The 15,197-nt window shown below is 65.3% G+C and carries 12 protein-coding genes; 8 read left to right on the plus strand and 4 right to left on the minus strand.

Translation table 11 applies throughout. The features are described from left to right. Positions 1-69 precede the first annotated feature (69 nt). The 6 genes from AC1RRC_RS18315 to urtE are packed head-to-tail and all read left to right on the plus strand — an operon-like array spanning position 70 to position 6,958. The gene (locus tag AC1RRC_RS18315) at positions 70-1,185 is read left to right on the plus strand and encodes a porin (RefSeq protein ID WP_493056961.1); all 1,116 of its coding nucleotides are present in this window, start codon (positions 70-72) and stop codon (positions 1,183-1,185) included. A gap of 30 nt (positions 1,186-1,215) precedes the next feature. Next, complete coding sequence (urtA, locus tag AC1RRC_RS18320; protein ID WP_493056962.1) at positions 1,216-2,463, plus strand: urea ABC transporter substrate-binding protein; 1,248 nt, start codon at positions 1,216-1,218, stop codon at positions 2,461-2,463. Between the two features lie 17 nt (positions 2,464-2,480). Next, the gene (urtB, locus tag AC1RRC_RS18325) at positions 2,481-4,325 is read left to right on the plus strand and encodes an urea ABC transporter permease subunit UrtB (RefSeq protein ID WP_493056963.1); all 1,845 of its coding nucleotides are present in this window, start codon (positions 2,481-2,483) and stop codon (positions 4,323-4,325) included. Then, on the plus strand, positions 4,322-5,470 hold the full coding sequence (gene urtC, locus AC1RRC_RS18330; RefSeq protein ID WP_493056964.1) for an urea ABC transporter permease subunit UrtC: 1,149 nt from the start codon (positions 4,322-4,324) through the stop codon (positions 5,468-5,470). Before urtB ends, urtC begins: the two co-directional genes overlap by 4 nt. After that, positions 5,467-6,249, plus strand: a complete 783-nt coding sequence (gene urtD / locus AC1RRC_RS18335) for an urea ABC transporter ATP-binding protein UrtD (protein WP_493056965.1) — start codon at positions 5,467-5,469, stop codon at positions 6,247-6,249. The genes urtC and urtD overlap by 4 nt, the downstream gene beginning before the upstream one ends. 10 nt (positions 6,250-6,259) lie before the next feature. After that, entirely contained in the window at positions 6,260-6,958 is a 699-nt protein-coding gene (urtE, locus tag AC1RRC_RS18340; protein ID WP_493056966.1) for an urea ABC transporter ATP-binding subunit UrtE, read from the plus strand. Positions 6,959-7,174: 216 nt separating this feature from the next. Here the strand turns inward: urtE and AC1RRC_RS18345 are convergent, their stop codons facing one another. Both AC1RRC_RS18345 and AC1RRC_RS18350 read right to left on the minus strand, forming a co-directional pair. Next, entirely contained in the window at positions 7,175-8,152 is a 978-nt protein-coding gene (locus AC1RRC_RS18345; RefSeq protein WP_493056967.1) for a response regulator, read from the minus strand. Further along, positions 8,128-11,697 (minus strand): hybrid sensor histidine kinase/response regulator, encoded by a 3,570-nt coding sequence (locus AC1RRC_RS18350; RefSeq protein ID WP_493056968.1) that lies wholly within the window; start codon positions 11,695-11,697, stop codon positions 8,128-8,130. The genes AC1RRC_RS18345 and AC1RRC_RS18350 overlap by 25 nt, the downstream gene beginning before the upstream one ends. A gap of 64 nt (positions 11,698-11,761) precedes the next feature. Between AC1RRC_RS18350 and AC1RRC_RS18355 the strand changes: the two genes are divergently transcribed. After that, positions 11,762-12,598 (plus strand): ChaN family lipoprotein, encoded by an 837-nt coding sequence (locus AC1RRC_RS18355; protein WP_493056969.1) that lies wholly within the window; start codon positions 11,762-11,764, stop codon positions 12,596-12,598. A 26-nt stretch (positions 12,599-12,624) separates the two neighbouring features. Then, a complete protein-coding gene (locus AC1RRC_RS18360; protein ID WP_493057304.1) occupies positions 12,625-12,957 on the plus strand; it encodes a thioredoxin family protein in 333 nt (110 codons plus the stop codon). Between the two features lie 132 nt (positions 12,958-13,089). Here AC1RRC_RS18360 and AC1RRC_RS18365 read toward each other — a convergent pair whose 3' ends face one another. Both AC1RRC_RS18365 and AC1RRC_RS18370 read right to left on the minus strand, forming a co-directional pair. Further along, positions 13,090-14,052: a response regulator gene (locus tag AC1RRC_RS18365; RefSeq protein WP_493056970.1), complete on the minus strand. Its 963-nt coding sequence runs from the start codon at positions 14,050-14,052 to the stop codon at positions 13,090-13,092. Positions 14,053-14,171: 119 nt separating this feature from the next. Further along, on the minus strand, positions 14,172-14,753 hold the full coding sequence (locus AC1RRC_RS18370) for an HD domain-containing protein (protein ID WP_493057305.1): 582 nt from the start codon (positions 14,751-14,753) through the stop codon (positions 14,172-14,174). Positions 14,754-15,197 lie beyond the last annotated feature (444 nt).

Raw genomic sequence — 15,197 nt, forward strand, 5'->3', positions numbered from 1 at the left:
TATGTGCAGTGCAGCATTGCGTGGTTACTCTCGTGTCATTACATCACCACTACACGAGAGAGGCCCGGAATGAAGGCAACACCGTTATCCCCAGCGTTCCTGCTGCTGTCTGCGCTGGCCGCAGCCCCCTACGCCGCGCAGGCGGGCGCCACCATCCCGTTCGGCGCCGGCCAGTCGGTCAGCGTCGGCTTTGGCATGCGCGCCAGCTATACCAGCATGGAAGACGCGGCGCCGAACGGCGCGTCGCGTTCGAATGACTTCAACCTGGACAGCGCCCGCCTGTTCTTCGGCGCCAAGCTGAACCAGCAAATTGGCGGCATGCTCAATACCGAATGGGATGGCAGCCAGGTGCGCGTGCTGGACGCCGCCGGCCAGTTTGCCATTTCACCTGAACTCAACATCTGGGCCGGCCGCCTGCTGTCGCCCAGCGACCGCGCCAACATGGCCGGTCCTTATTATTCGCTGGGCGGCGGTTACTGGGCCGGCGTGGCGTCGCGCTATGGCTACAACGGCGGCATCTTCCGTGGCCGCGACGATGGCGTGGTGGCATGGGGTAATGCCGCCGATGGCAAGCTCGGTTATTCGTTCGGCGCGTTCGAAGGCCACACCTTCGGTATTGGCGCGCTGACGCAAAACCAGGCCAAGGCGGCCGGCGTCAAGGCTTCGGACAGCCTGATGTATGCGGGCCGGGTGCAATACGATTTCTGGGACGCGGAACCCGGCTATTACGGCACCGGTAATTACCTCGGCGCGAAAGATATCCTGGCCATCGGTTTCGCGGCGCGCCAGCAATCGAAAGGCGTGCTGACCACGGCCGGCACGGGCGACTACACCTCGTGGAACGTCGACTTCCTGCTGGAAAAACGCGTGCCGGGCGGCGCCGTCTCGGTGGAAGCCGCGTACTACGACTATGACACCGACGGCGTCATCAAGTCCGAACAGGGCAAGGCGTATTCGGCCGGCGCCGCCTACCTGTTCGCGGCCGGCGCCGGCAAGCTGCAACCGTTCGTGCGCTTCCAGAAATTCTCACCCGATACCAACATCGATACCCGCCAGGCCGACGCCGGCCTGCATTACCTCATCGATGGCTACAACGCACAGCTGACCGCCCTGTATCGCCGCACCAAGGCCACCAGCGCGCCCAGCCTGTCGACATTCGCGGTTGCGCTGCAACTGCAGTACTGACCCCACCTTCGGACCATAAGGAGAGACACCATGCAAGCACGCCGTACCTTCGTTACCCGCATTGCCGCCGCCGCCGCCCTGCTGGCGGCCGGACTGCCGGTCCACGCCGCCGATACCATCAAGGTCGGCATCCTGCACTCGCTGTCGGGCACCATGGCGATTTCTGAAACGTCGCTGAAAGACGTGGCCCTGATGACCATCGATGAAATCAATGCCAAGGGCGGGGTCCTGGGCAAGAAACTGGAGCCGGTGGTGGTCGACCCGGCCTCGAACTGGCCGCTGTTCGCGGAAAAAGCGCGCCAGCTGGTGGCCAATGACAAGGTCGCCGCCGTGTTCGGCTGCTGGACCTCGGTGTCGCGCAAGTCGGTGCTGCCGGTGTTCAAGGAATTGAACGGCTTGTTGTTCTACCCGGTCCAGTATGAAGGCGAGGAACTGGAAAAGAACGTGTTTTATACGGGCGCCGCACCGAACCAGCAAGCGATCCCCGCCGTGGAATACCTGATGGGCAAGGAGGGCGGCGGCGCCAAGCGCTTCGTGTTGCTGGGCACGGATTATGTGTATCCGCGCACCACCAATAAAATCCTGCGCGCCTACCTGAAAAGCAAAGGCGTGAAAGACAGCGACATCGATGAAGCGTACACGCCGTTCGGCCATGCCGATTACCAGACCATCGTCGCCAACATCAAGAAATTCGCGGCGGGCGGCAAGACGGCGGTGATTTCCACCATCAATGGCGACTCCAACGTGCCGTTCTATAAAGAGCTGGGCAATGCCGGCCTGAAAGCCACCGACGTGCCGGTGGTGGCGTTCTCGGTGGGCGAAGAAGAATTGCGCGGCGTCGACACCAAGCCGCTGGTGGGGCACCTGGCCGCGTGGAATTACTTCCAGTCCGTGAAGAATCCGGCCAACGTGGAATTCATCAAGAAATGGAAAGCGTACGCCGTCGCGAAAAAACTGCCGAACGCCGCCAGCGCCGTCACCAACGACCCGATGGAAGCGACTTATGTCGGCATCCACATGTGGGCGCAGGCGGTGGAAAAAGCCAAGTCCACCGATACCGACAAGGTGATCGCCGCGATGGGCGGCCAGTCGTTCCAGTCGCCGTCGGGCTTTACCTTGACCATGGACGCCACCAATCACCATTTGCACAAACCGGTGATGATCGGCGAGATCAAGGGCGACGGCCAGTTCAACGTGGTATGGAAAACCAAACAGCCGCTGCGCGCGCAGCCATGGAGCCCCTTCATCAAGGGTAACGAAGGCAAGCAAAGCATGTGACCACGGGGAGACCACTGATGAAATCCTGGCGCTACCTGCTGTGCAGTGCCGCGCTGGTCCTGCAAGGCAGCGTAGGGCCGGCGGCGCATGCCGCCGTCGCCCCCGCCGCCTTGCAGGCACTGGCGGGCGACGATCCCGATGCGCGCATGCAAGCCGTGTCCGACATTGCGGCGCAAGCCGATGGCGACGCGGCCCGCGTGCTGCAGGCACTGAAGAATGACACCCTGTATGCCACGCCCGATGGCAAGGTCTACATCGTCGATGGCCCATCCATCCTGGACGCGGCCACCGGCAAACCGCCAGCGCTGCCGGAAGCAAAGCCGGGTGTCACCTCGGCCGCTGCCCCGGCCGTCATGCCGGCCGGGCTGGACGGCATTGTCGTCAACAACCGCTTGCGTGGCGCGGTCGATGCCGCGCTCTCCGGCCTGGCGCTGCTGTCGCCGCAGCGCGCCGAACGGCTGGCCGCCGCGCGCGCCTTGCAGGGCAGCGAGCCGGATGCCGGCCAGACCGTCTTGCTGCGCAAGGCCGCGAAGGCGGAAACCGATGCGGAAATCAGCGCGCTGCTGCGCCCGCTGCTGGCCATGGCGGACTTGCGCGCGCCCGACGCCGCCACCCGCAAGCAGGCCGTCGCAGTGCTGGCGGACAGCATGGACCCCGCCGCGCGGCGCTTGCTGCAGGCCATGGTGGCGCGGAGTGCGGGGAGCACGCCAGCGCATGCGCCGGACAGCGCCGCCGGCACGATCCCTGCGGCCGGCGGCGCCAGCGTCGCCAGCGCCGTGAATGCGGCCCATGCCGCCGGTGCGGCCGCCGGCGCAACCGGTGTCCCCGCCGCTGGTACGGCCGGCGGCGCAACCGGTGTCCCCGCCGCCGATGCGGCGGGGGGCGCCTATGGCGAACCCGATCCCGCCGTGCGCGCTGCCGCCAAGGCCGCGCTGGACACCATCGATGCCCGCGCCGCGCGCACGGAATTGATCGGCAACCTGTTTTATGGCGTGTCGCTGGGCAGCGTGCTGTTGCTGGCGGCGCTGGGCCTGGCCATCACGTTCGGCCTGATGGGCATCATCAATATGGCGCATGGCGAGTTGCTGATGATCGGTGCGTACACCACGTATGGCTGCCAGTCGCTGTTCCGCCACTATTGGCCGGGCGCGGTGGACTGGTACCTGGCGGCCGCGCTGCCGGCCTCGTTCGTGGTGGCTGCGCTGGCCGGCATGGCGCTGGAGCGCACGGTGATCCGCTGGCTGTATGGCCGCCCGCTGGAAACCCTGCTGGCCACCTGGGGCATCAGCCTGATGCTGATGCAGCTGGTGCGCACCCTGTTCGGCGCGCAAAACGTGGAAGTCGCCAATCCCGCCTGGATGTCGGGTGGCGTCACGGTGCTGGGTACCCTGGTGCTGCCGTATAACCGGATCGCCATCATCGGCTTTGCCTTCCTGGTGGTGGGCGCGGTCTGGCTGGTGCTGACCCGTACGCGGCTGGGCCTGTTCGTGCGCGCCGTGATGCAAAACCGCCGCATGGCCGATTGCGTCGGCGTGCCCACCGGCCGCATCGACATGATGACGTTCGGTCTTGGTTCCGGCATCGCCGGCCTGGGCGGCGCAGCGCTGTCCCAGCTCGGCAACGTGGGGCCGGACCTGGGCCAGGCCTACATCATTGATTCCTTCATGGTGGTGGTGCTGGGGGGCGTCGGCCAGCTGGCCGGCACCGTGATCGCCGCGCTCGGACTGGGCGAAGTCAACAAGCTGCTGGAACCGCTGGCGGGCGCCGTGCTGGCCAAGATCGCCATCCTGGTGTTCATCATCGTGTTTATCCAGCGCCGTCCGCAAGGCTTGTTCGCGCTGAAGGGAAGGAGTGTCGAATGAGCGGCAATGTGATGTTTTCCCGGCCCGCGTGGGTCGCCGTGGTGCTGGTGGCGGCGCTGGCCGCGCTGCTGCCGGTGCTGCACCTGGCCTTCCCGCCCGGCCATGCGCTGCACGTGTCGGCCTATGCCATGGGCCTGGCCGGCAAATTCATGTGCTACGCGCTGGCCGCGCTGGCGCTGGACCTGGTGTGGGGCTATACCGGCATCCTGTCGCTGGGCCATGGCCTGTTTTTCGCGCTGGGCGCCTATGCGCAGGGCATGTACCTGATGCGCGCGATCGGCCGCGACGGCGTGTACCAGAGCCATTTGCCGGACTTTATGGTATTCCTCGACTGGAGCGCCTATCCCTGGTACTGGGCGGGCACGGACAGCTTCTGGTATTGCCTGGCACTGGCGGTGCTGGCGCCCGGCGTGCTGGCGTTCGTGTTTGGTTACTTCGCATTCCGTTCGCGCATCAAGGGCGTGTACTTTTCCATCATCACGCAGGCCATGACGTATGCGTTCATGCTGCTGTTCTTCCGCAACGATACCGGCTTTGGCGGCAATAACGGCTTCACGGATTTCAAGCGCATCCTCGGCCACAGCGTGACGGCGCCGGAAACCCGCGCCGTGCTGTACCTGGCGACCCTGGCGTGCCTGGTCGGCGCGCTGCTGCTGTGCCGCTGGATCGCCGCGTCGAAACTGGGCCGCGTGCTGCAGGCGGTGCGCGATGCGGAATCGCGGCTGATGTTCATCGGCTACGACCCGCTGCGCTTTAAATTGTTCGTGTGGACCTTGTCCGCCATGCTGTGCGGCCTGGCCGGCGCGCTGTATGTGCCGCAAGTCGGGATCGTCAATCCATCGGAAATGTCGCCCGCTAATTCCATTGAAATCGTGATCTGGGCCGCCGTCGGCGGACGCGGCACCCTGGTCGGGCCGATCCTGGGCGCGTTCACCGTGAATGGCTTGAAAAGCTGGTTTACCGCGGCCTTCCCGGACCTGTGGCTGTTTGCCCTGGGCCTGCTGTTCATCCTGGTGACCCTGTTCATGCAAACGGGCATCCTGGGCCTGCTCAAGCGCCGGCCAGCCGCGCCGGCCGCACCGGACACCCCGGCATCCCCGGCATCGGCCGAAGGCGCCGCCAAGTCTGAGAAGGAGGCCGCATGAACAGCGTCGTCAAACGCGAGGGGCTCGATACCGCGCATGGCGTGATCCTGTACCTGGACGATGTCACGGTATCATTCGACGGCTTCCGCGCGCTCAACAAGTTAAACCTGGAAATCGAAGTGGGCGAACTGCGCTGCATCATCGGCCCCAATGGCGCCGGCAAGACCACGATGATGGATGTGATCACCGGCAAGACCCGGCCCACCACGGGTAGCGCGTATTTCGGCCAGACCATGGACTTGTCGCGCATGAGCGAGCCGGAAATCGCCGGCGCCGGCATCGGCCGCAAATTCCAGCGCCCCACGGTCTTCGAGCAGCACACCGTGTTCGACAACCTGGAACTGGCGATCCGCATGGACAAGGGCGTGCGCCGCACCCTGTTTGCGCGGCTCGATGCCGCGCAGCGCGACCGCATGGCCGAGGTGCTGCGGCTGGTGCGCCTGCATGGCCAGGAAAACCGCCTGGCCGGACTGCTGTCGCATGGACAAAAGCAATGGCTGGAAATCGGCATGCTGTTGATGCAGGAGCCGCAATTGCTGCTGCTCGACGAGCCGGTGGCGGGGATGTCCGATGCTGAAACCGCGCGCACGGCGGAATTGCTCAATGAATTGCGCGGCAAGCATTCGATCGTCGTGGTCGAACACGACATGGGCTTTGTCGCCGAGATTGCGCAGCAGGGCAAGGTGACGGTGCTGCATGAAGGATCGGTGCTGGCGCAGGGCCGCATGGACCAGGTGCAGGCGGACGAGCGCGTGATTGAAGTGTACCTGGGACGATAGGAGCCGGTTTATGCTGCAAGTGGAACAAATCAACCAGTATTATGGCGCGGCGCATACCTTGCGCGGCGTGTCGCTGTCGGTGCCGCAGGGACAATGCGTGGCGTTGCTGGGGCGCAATGGCGTGGGCAAGACCACCTTGCTGAAATGCCTGATGGGCGTGCTGCCGGTGGCGCGCGGCAAAGTGGCGTTCGATGGCCGCGACATCACGCACTGGCAGCCGCACCAGCGCGCCAGGGCCGGCATCGCCTACGTGCCGCAGGGGCGGGAAATCTTTGCCCGTCTGACGGTCGAGGAAAACCTGACCATGGGCATGGCGGTGTTGCCGCGCCGGGAAGCGCAATCGATCCGCGACGATGTGTTTGACTTGTTCCCGGTGCTGAAAGACATGCTGCACCGGCGCGGTGGCGACTTGTCCGGCGGGCAGCAGCAGCAGTTGGCGATTGCCCGCGCCTTGCTGGCCAGACCACGCCTGATCATTTTCGATGAACCCACCGAAGGCATCCAGCCCTCCATCATCAAGGATATCGGGCGCGTGATCCGCCTGCTGCGCGAGCGCGGCGACATCGGCATCCTGCTGTGCGAACAGTACTTCGACTTTGCGCGCGAACTGGCGGACCGGTTTGTCGTGCTGTCGCGCGGCGAAGTGGTGGCCGAAGGCGCGCAAGCCGAGATGGATGGCGAGCACGTGCGGCGGCATTTGGCGGTGTAGCCGGCGGTGCAGAAGCCGGTGCTTGTGAATAAACTGCTCAGCCGAACATCGTAGGGTGGTAAGCCGCAGGCTTGCCGCCATTGCATGCGGGCCGCTGCGGCGTGCGCCAGCGGTGGCGCATGCATGGCGGCTTCCGCCACGCGGAAACCGCCCTACGGGTTCGCCGTCCGCGAATCATTCACAACCTCTACGTCGACTCTGTTGCCAAGTGACCCACTAGCGGGCCGGCGCGGCTTCCGCCATGGCGCCGCGCAGCCGCTGCATGGCCAGCGCGGCGGCGGCGGTGCGGGTTTCCACGCCGAGCTTTGCAAACACGTGTTCCAGGTGCTTGTTGACGGTGCGCGGGCTGGTGCCGAGGATGTCGCCGATGTCGCGGTTGGTCTTGCCCTTGGCCAGCCAGTGCAGCACTTCCGCTTCGCGCAAGGTCAGCTTGCACAGCGCCATCAGCGCCTGCACCTGTGCCGCATCCGATTCTTCCCGCAACACCACCATCCATTGTTCGCCGTCGCTGCTTTCGGTGGCGCTGAACACCAGCCGCGCCTGGCCCCGCTGCACGGTCAGCGGCACATGCTCGCGCCTGGCGCGCTGCGCGGCGATGGCGGCGGACAGCCATTGCGCCAGCACGGGCGGGGTTTCCGGCACGCCCGGGCCATCGAGGTCGAAGTAGCGCTGCAGCCACTGGCGCGCCAGCGGCGTTTGCCAGACGATGCGGCCGTCGTGCGGTGTCACCGCCAGCGCCGCGTTGCCAAAGGAGTCCAGCGCGCTGCGCGCCTGGCGCATCAGGGCCGAGGTTTGCAAGTGCGCGCCGATGCGCGCCAGCACTTCGCTTTGCCGCACCGGCTTGGTCACATAATCGGTGCCGCCGGCGGCAAAGGCGGCCAGCACATGTTCGGTTTCCGTCAGCCCGGTCATGAACAGCACCGGGATGTGGCGCGTGGCGATGCCGGCGCGCAGCCGGCGGCACACTTCAAAGCCATCCATGCCGGGCATGACGGCGTCCAGCAGGATGATGTCCGGCGCCATGTCGTTGGCGCGCGCCACGGCGGCGGCGCCATGGTTGGCGACCAGCACGGTATAGCCGGATTCGTCGAGCGCGTCGTGCAGCACGGCCAGGTTTTCCGGGACGTCGTCGACGATCAGCACCACGTGGCTGTGACGGTGGGGCGGGACTAACGGTGTTGCTTCGGCATGCATGGTGGTTCTCCTTGATGCAGCAATTGCGCCATGGCGTCGAGCCGGAAGCCGGCCGCGTGACCGCGCATGGCGTCAATGAAAGGCGCATAGCCGGGGTCCAGTGTGGCCAGGTGGTCGAGCTGGCGCACAATGCCGCGCATATAGCCGGCGGCCACTTGCTGGCGCAGCGCGTGCAAGTGGTTTGCGGGCGGGATGGCCAGCGCGGAGGGCGCGCGTTCGGTGGCGCCGGCGGCAGCGGCACCGGCACCGGCGTCGACGGCACCGGCACCGGTGGGATTGGCCGCGCCGGCCGCGCCGGCCGCACCGGCTGTATAGGTTACATCAGCTGCATCAGCTGTATAGGTTGCATCAGCTGCATCAACCACGTCGGCCAAATTGCGCGCCGCCGCCGTTTGCTCATCGACCGTCCACTGCAATTGCAGCCGCCGTCCTATCCAGTCCAGCAATTCCGCCACATTGACCGGCTTGACGAAAAAATCGTCGGCGGGAATCCCGGCCGGGTTGTCCAGCCCCTTGTCGTAGGCATTGGCCGAGACGATGGCAATCGGCGCCGCCGCGCCATGCACGTCGCGCAGCAGGCGGCTGGTTTCCCAGCCATCCATGCCTGGCATGGCCAGGTCCATCAACACCAGGTGCGGGCGGCACGCCGCGTACTGGCGCAGGCATTCCGGTCCGGAGACCGCCTGTTCCACCGTAAAGCCCAGCGGCGCCAGGATATGCACCAGCAATTCGCGGTCGACCTTTTCATTGTCGACCACCAGCACCGTGCGGCGCGCCCCGAGATAGCCGGTGCGCGTTGGTTCTTGCGGCGCGGCGTGCGCCGCCTCATGGATGCGGGGCAGCATCAGCCGCACCTGGAACGTGGCGCCCGCGCCCGGGGTGCTGGTGAGCGTTAGCTCGCCGCCCATCAGTTGCACCAGCATTTTGCAGATCGGCAGTCCCAGGCCGGTGCCGGCGGCGGCGCTGTGGTCGCTGGCGCTGCCGCGTGAAAACGGTTCGAAGATGCGCTCGGCTTCTTCCGGCAAGATGCCCGGACCGCTGTCCGCCACTTCAAAGATCGCCATGTCGCATGCATAGCGCAGCCGGAACACAATGCCGCCGTGCTGGGTGAATTTCACGGCATTGCCGAGGATATTGATCAGGATCTGGCTCAGCCGCTTGCGGTCGGCCCGTACCAGCGCCGGCATGTCCCCCGGCGCTTCATAGCGGAAGGTCAACCCTTTGCCGGCCGCCTGCTGTTCGAACATGCGCACGATCTGGTGGATGAAGGCCGGGAACGGCAACGGGCGAACATCGAACCCCAGCTTGCCGCCTTCGATGCGGGCGATATCGAGCGTGCCTTCGATCAGCGACAGCAAGTGTTCACCGCTGCCGCGGATCACGCGGATGGCCTGGCGCCGGTGTTCGGGAATGGCGGCGTCGCCGTCCAGCAATTGGGCATAGCCGAGGATGCTGTTGAGCGGCGTGCGGATTTCATGGCTGATGCCGGCGATGTAGCGGCTCTTGGCCTGGTTGGCCTGCTCGGCCTGTTTCTTGGCTTGCTGCAGTTGCGCATCGGTGCGGCTGTGCAGTTCGATTTCACGCATCAGCAAGCCGGTCTGCCGGTTGGATTCTTCCTGCGCCACGCGCCGGCTCTCGCTGGTCAGTACCAGCCACCACGCGACAATGCCGCTGGCCAGCGCCAACGCGCCGAGGATCTTGATGAACGCCAGCTGCAATTGCGGCAACAGCGCCGGCGCGGAGGCGCGCAAGACCCCTTCCTCATGTAGGTACACCAGGCCCAGCACGCCGGCCAGGAATAGCACGGTGACGATCATCAGCAACAGGTAATGTCCCAGCCCGCTGGTGATATAGCGCCAGGCCGAGCGTGGCAGCAGCGCTTTCATGGCGCCTTCCCATTGCGCGGAAAAGCGCGCGTGCGGCTTGCAGCTGTCGTTGCAGCGCGCGTCGAGGCAGCAGCACAGGGAACAGATCGGTCCTTGGTAGGCGGGGCAATGCGCCATGTCTTCGCCTTCGTATTCCTTTTCGCAGATGCTGCAGGTTTGTGCGCTCCGGGTGGCCGGCGCGGGACGCGCCAGGTAATAGCGGCCGCCGGTGGTCCAGGCGATCAATGGCGCGCTGATGAACGCCGTGGCCAGCGCGATAAAAGCGGACAAGGCTTGCGCATGCGGGCCGAACAAGCCGCTGTGCGCGGCCAGCGACAGGGTGGACGCCAGCGCCATCGCCCCCACGCCGACCGGATTGATGTCGTACAGGTAGGCGCGGCGGAATTCGATGCCTTTCGGGCTCAGGCCCAGCGGCTTGTTGATGACCAGGTCCGCCACCACGGCGGCGATCCACGACAGCGCGATATTCGCATACAGGCCCAGCACCTGGTCGAGCGCCTGGAACACATCGAGTTCCATCAGCAGCACGGCGATCAGCGCATTGAACACGGCCCACACCACGCGTCCCGGATGGCTGTGCGTCAGGCGCGCAAAGAAATTCGACCAGGCCAGCGAGCCGGCATAGGCATTGGTCATGTTGATCTTGATTTGCGAGATCACCACGAACACCGTGGTGGCCAGCACGGCCAGCCCGCCCTGGCTGAACACCAGGCCAAAGCCGGCCAGGTACATCTGGTTCGGGTTGGCTGCCTGCGCCAGCGCCACGCCATGGTCGATCGCCAGCAGCGCCAGCAGTGCACCGCCCAGCATCTTCGCGATCCCCAGCACGATCCAGCCGGGGCCGGCGGCCAGCACGCCGGCATGCCATTGCCAGCGGTTGCGCGCGGTCTGGCGCGGCATGAAGCGCAGGAAGTCGACTTGTTCGCCGATTTGCGTGACCAGCGCCACGCCCACCGCGCTGGCCGCGCCGAACCGCAGCAGGTCGAACTGGCCATTGCCGGGCGAGGCGCCGGTAAACGCCGCCAGTTGCGCGGGCAAGTCCGGCCGCTGGACCAGGATGGCGATAAACGGCAGCACTTGCAGCAGCAGCCAGACCGGCTGCGTGATCATCTGGATGCGGCTGATCAGGGTGACACCGTGCGTGACCAGCGGAATCACCACCAGCGCGCTGGCCAGGTAGCCCAGCCACAGCGGCAAGCCGCAATACAGTTCCAGCGCATACGCCATGATGGCCGCTTCCAGCGCAAACAGGATGAACGTGAAGGACGCGTAGACGAACGAGGAAATGGTCGAGCCGATATAGCCGAAGCCGGCGCCGCGCGTCAGCAAATCCATGTCGAGGCCGTGGCGCGCCGCGTAATAACTGATCGGCAGCCCGGTCAGGAAAATAATCAGGCCGACGGCGAGGATGGCCCAGAAGGCGTTGACGAAACCATACTGGATCGCAATGGTGCCGCCGATGGCTTCCAGCACCAGGAAGGAAATCGCACCCAGCGCGGTATTGGCGACGCGGAAGACCGGCCATTTGCGGAACGAGCGCGGCGTATACCGCAGCGCGTAATCTTCCATGGTTTCGCTGGCGACCCACGTGTTGTAGTCGCGCCGGATCTTGACGATGTGCTGCGGCGGCTCGGCGGTGGAGGGATGTGGGCGGGTCATGCCCTTTTTGAAAGCAATATTTACGCCAATACGGCATACTAGTGGGCCACTGACAGGAGTCCCGATGAATCCGCGATATCCCTTCAAGCCGCTGGCGGCCATGGCGGTGCTGGCGCCGGCCATCCTGGCGTTGTCCGGCTGTGCCGGCAACCGCCTTGCCGCTGAAACCGGCAATCCCCAGGTGCTGTTGCTGGGCGAGGTGCACGACAACGCCGATGGCCACAAGCTGCGCTATGAGCAATTGCGCCAGCGCGTGGAAGCCGGTTGGCGTCCCGCCATCGCCATGGAACAGTTCGACCGCGAACACCAGGCCTTGCTGAACAAGGCGCAAAAGGATTGCCGCGATGCGCAGTGCGTGATCCTGGTGATGCAATCGCCGCGCTGGGACTGGCAACAATATAAACCCCTGATCGACATGGCGCTGCGTTACCAGTTGCCGCTGATTGCCGCCAACCTGTCACGCGCTGACGCCTCGAAAGTGGTGCGCGACGGCGTGGCGTCGTCATTCGATGCGGACACCATTGCTGCTTATAAATTGAAGGACGCGCTGCCGGCCGATATCGTGCAGGGACAGCGCAAGGAAATCGTCGCCGGCCATTGCGGCATGCTGCCCGATGAAATGGTGCCGGGCATGGTCAACGCGCAGATTGCGCGCGATATCTGGATGGCCAAGCTGGTGCGGGCGCAGCAGCCGCGCGATGTGGTGCTGATTGCCGGCAATGGCCATGTGCGCAAGGACTTCGGCGTGCCGCGCTGGCTGGCGGCCACCGAGCCGAAACTCGCGGTGCGCAGTATTGGCTATGTGGAACAGGCGCCAGGGCAGGGCGAATACGACAACCACATCAAGATAGCGGGCAAGCAGCGCGCCGATGCGTGCGCCGGCCTGAAGGGTAAATCGTAGAAGATGGACCTGCGGGAGGACACATGATGGAAACGGTTTATCAAGAAACTGCGCCGGCGCGCACTGAGATCGATGGGTTGCAGGGCGCGGCGCTGCTGGAATTCGGCACCAACTGGTGCGGCTATTGCCGCGCCGCCTTGCCCTTGCTGGCGCAGGCGTACCAGGGCTTTGAGCAGGTGCCGCACTTCAAGGTCGAAGACGGCCCGGGGCGCGTGCTGGGGCGCTCGTTCCGCGTGAAGCTGTGGCCCACGCTGATTTTCCTGCGCGACGGCAAGGAAGTCGCGCGGGTGGTGCGGCCCGATGCTGCCGATGAAATCGTCGAGGGCTTTACGCAGATCACGCAGATCACGCAAGGTTGAATCACCGCCAGGCGCTGACGGTCAAAACGAATCGACAATACAGGGCCTGGCCCCAAGGTAAAGTGGCGTAGGGCGGTTTCCGCTCTGCGGAAGCCGCCGTGCCAGCGTCGCTGATCACGCATGCCGTATCGGTCAGATCAGCGCTTCCGCCATCCCGGCCCGCAAGCGCTCCATCGCCAGCGCCGCCGCCGCGCCGCGCGTATCGACATGCAGCTTGCTGCAAATCTGTGCGATATACGATTCCACCGTCAGCGGCGTGGCGCCCAGCAGCGAGCCGATATCCTGCGTGGTGCGGCCGCGCGACAGCCAGTGCAGCACTTCCGCCTCGCGCATGGTCATCCGGAACAGCGCCATCAGCGCCTGCACCTGCGCGCACTCGGATTCTTCGCGCAGCACGATCATCCATTGCTCATGATTGCTGAGATCGGCCGCGGTGAATTCCAGCCGCGACGCGCCCCGCATCACCGACAGCGGCGGATAATCGTGCCCCTGGCGGCGCGCCTGCGCCGTGGCGGCCAGCCAGGCCGCCAGCGCCAGCGGCATGGTGCGCAATTCGGAGCCGCCGCCCGCGCCTTTCAGGGCGAAGTATTCCTGCATCCATTGGCGCGCCAGCGGGGTTTGCCACACGATGCGGCCATTGTGCGGCGTGACCGCCAGCAGCGCATTGCCAAACGCATCCATCGCGTTGCGCGCCTGGTTCAGCTTGCGCGCGGCCGGCATGTGGGCCGCCACGCGCGCCAGCATGTCGTTTTGCCGGATCGGCTTGGTGATGTAATCGGTGCCGCCCGCATCGAAGGCGGCGGCGGTCTCGCCGGTTTCCACCGCGCCGGTCATGAAGATCACGGGAATGTTGCGGGTGGCTTGCTGCGCGCGCAGGCGGCGGCAGGTTTCAAAGCCATCCATGTTGGGCATGGTGGCGTCAAGCAGGATCAGGTCGGGCAATTCGCGGCTGGCCTGGTCCAGTGCGGCAATGCCGCTGGTGGCGGCCAGCACGGTGTAGCCGGACTCATCCAGCGTGTCGTGCAGGGCGGCAAGATTTTCAGGGGCGTCGTCAACAATCAAAACGACATGGCCGGGTCGGCGCGGGGTAGACATGGAAACTCCTTGGTTGATTCTGGTGCGGCCATGCGCTTGTTTGGTGCGCGCACGCCGGCGGCGCCACTCGTGATGGCGCACCTGCCAAACTCTTGCAAGAAGCGGGCCCGGGCGCCGGCTCAGGCGGCGCTTTGCCCGGCTGCCCGCGCGCGGGTGGTGGTGTCGACCAGTTCGCGCAGCGCGGCCAGCAGCGGGTGCCGGGCCGTGTGCTGGGTGCCATAGCCGAGGTTGAAGGCGTAATCGAAGTGCGGGGGATTTTTGCCCTGGTTGTGCTGGATCATGGTTTCCAGTTTGTCCAGACCTTTGACGATGCGCGCTTCGGGCGTGGCCGCCGCATCGTATTCATCCCACAACGCCAGCAGCTGCGCACGCAAGTGGGGCGGCAGCGGCGTTGCCAAGGTGGCGAGGTCGGCCCGTTCGCGGGCGGATTTGTCCGGCGCGCCGGGTGTCTGGTCGATCGCGGGGATATCGCCGTGGATGGCTTCGCCCAAGTCGTGGATCACGCACAATTTGAGGATGCGGGCAAAGTCCAGCCCCGGCAACTGGTCTTCCAGCAACATGGCAAACAGGGCCAGCCGCCAGCTGTGTTCAGCCGTGCTTTCGCGCCGGCCGCTTGACGTGTGGCCGCTGCGCAGGGTGTCTTTCAGGCGCTCTGCTTCCTGCAAAAAGGCGAGGCAACCCTGCAGTCCGTTGTAGTCCATATGGTTCGTTGCCGAGGTGGTTGACAATGGCAGGGTAGCGCAAGTTGCCGCTGTCGTGCTGTCCGGCTCGGCCAGCAGGGCATCCATGATCTTGTCGCGGTATTGCAGGACAAAGCCAGCGAAGGCTTCTTCCTTGACCAGCAGGCGCACCGGAAAGGGCAGGGCGCGATAGGAGAAGGCGGCCAGCGTGCGCATGGCCTCGTCGTTGCGCAGGACGGCCTGGGAGTGCCCGCCGGCGTGTTTCCGCAATAAGGGCAGGATGTCGTTGCGGCTGCGGACCAGGATGGGCAGCAGGTGGACCATCAGTTTTTCGCTGTGCATGGCGGCCTCGTTAGTGATTACGGGAAACCATGTTGACCCGGGCGGTGCTCCGGTATGCTGCGGCGGCGCAAACAAAAATGGCCTGAACCGTTTCCGGATCAGGCCATTCTTGATGAATCTGGT

The organism is Pseudoduganella sp. GW821-FHT12E03 (assembly GCF_058807115.1).

Excerpts from the sequence above, each read along its gene's own strand:
- AC1RRC_RS18315 (WP_493056961.1), top strand. The coding sequence starts at position 70 with ATGAAGGCAACACCGTTATCCCCAGCGTTCCTGCTGCTGTCTGCGCTG.
- urtA (WP_493056962.1), top strand. The coding sequence starts at position 1,216 with ATGCAAGCACGCCGTACCTTCGTTACCCGCATTGCCGCCGCCGCCGCC.
- urtB (WP_493056963.1), top strand. The coding sequence starts at position 2,481 with ATGAAATCCTGGCGCTACCTGCTGTGCAGTGCCGCGCTGGTCCTGCAA.
- urtC (WP_493056964.1), top strand. The coding sequence starts at position 4,322 with ATGAGCGGCAATGTGATGTTTTCCCGGCCCGCGTGGGTCGCCGTGGTG.
- urtD (WP_493056965.1), top strand. The coding sequence starts at position 5,467 with ATGAACAGCGTCGTCAAACGCGAGGGGCTCGATACCGCGCATGGCGTG.
- urtE (WP_493056966.1), top strand. The coding sequence starts at position 6,260 with ATGCTGCAAGTGGAACAAATCAACCAGTATTATGGCGCGGCGCATACC.
- AC1RRC_RS18345 (WP_493056967.1), bottom strand. The coding sequence starts at position 8,152 with ATGCATGCCGAAGCAACACCGTTAGTCCCGCCCCACCGTCACAGCCAC.
- AC1RRC_RS18350 (WP_493056968.1), bottom strand. The coding sequence starts at position 11,697 with ATGACCCGCCCACATCCCTCCACCGCCGAGCCGCCGCAGCACATCGTC.
- AC1RRC_RS18355 (WP_493056969.1), top strand. The coding sequence starts at position 11,762 with ATGAATCCGCGATATCCCTTCAAGCCGCTGGCGGCCATGGCGGTGCTG.
- AC1RRC_RS18360 (WP_493057304.1), top strand. The coding sequence starts at position 12,625 with ATGGAAACGGTTTATCAAGAAACTGCGCCGGCGCGCACTGAGATCGAT.
- AC1RRC_RS18365 (WP_493056970.1), bottom strand. The coding sequence starts at position 14,052 with ATGTCTACCCCGCGCCGACCCGGCCATGTCGTTTTGATTGTTGACGAC.
- AC1RRC_RS18370 (WP_493057305.1), bottom strand. The coding sequence starts at position 14,753 with ATGGACTACAACGGACTGCAGGGTTGCCTCGCCTTTTTGCAGGAAGCA.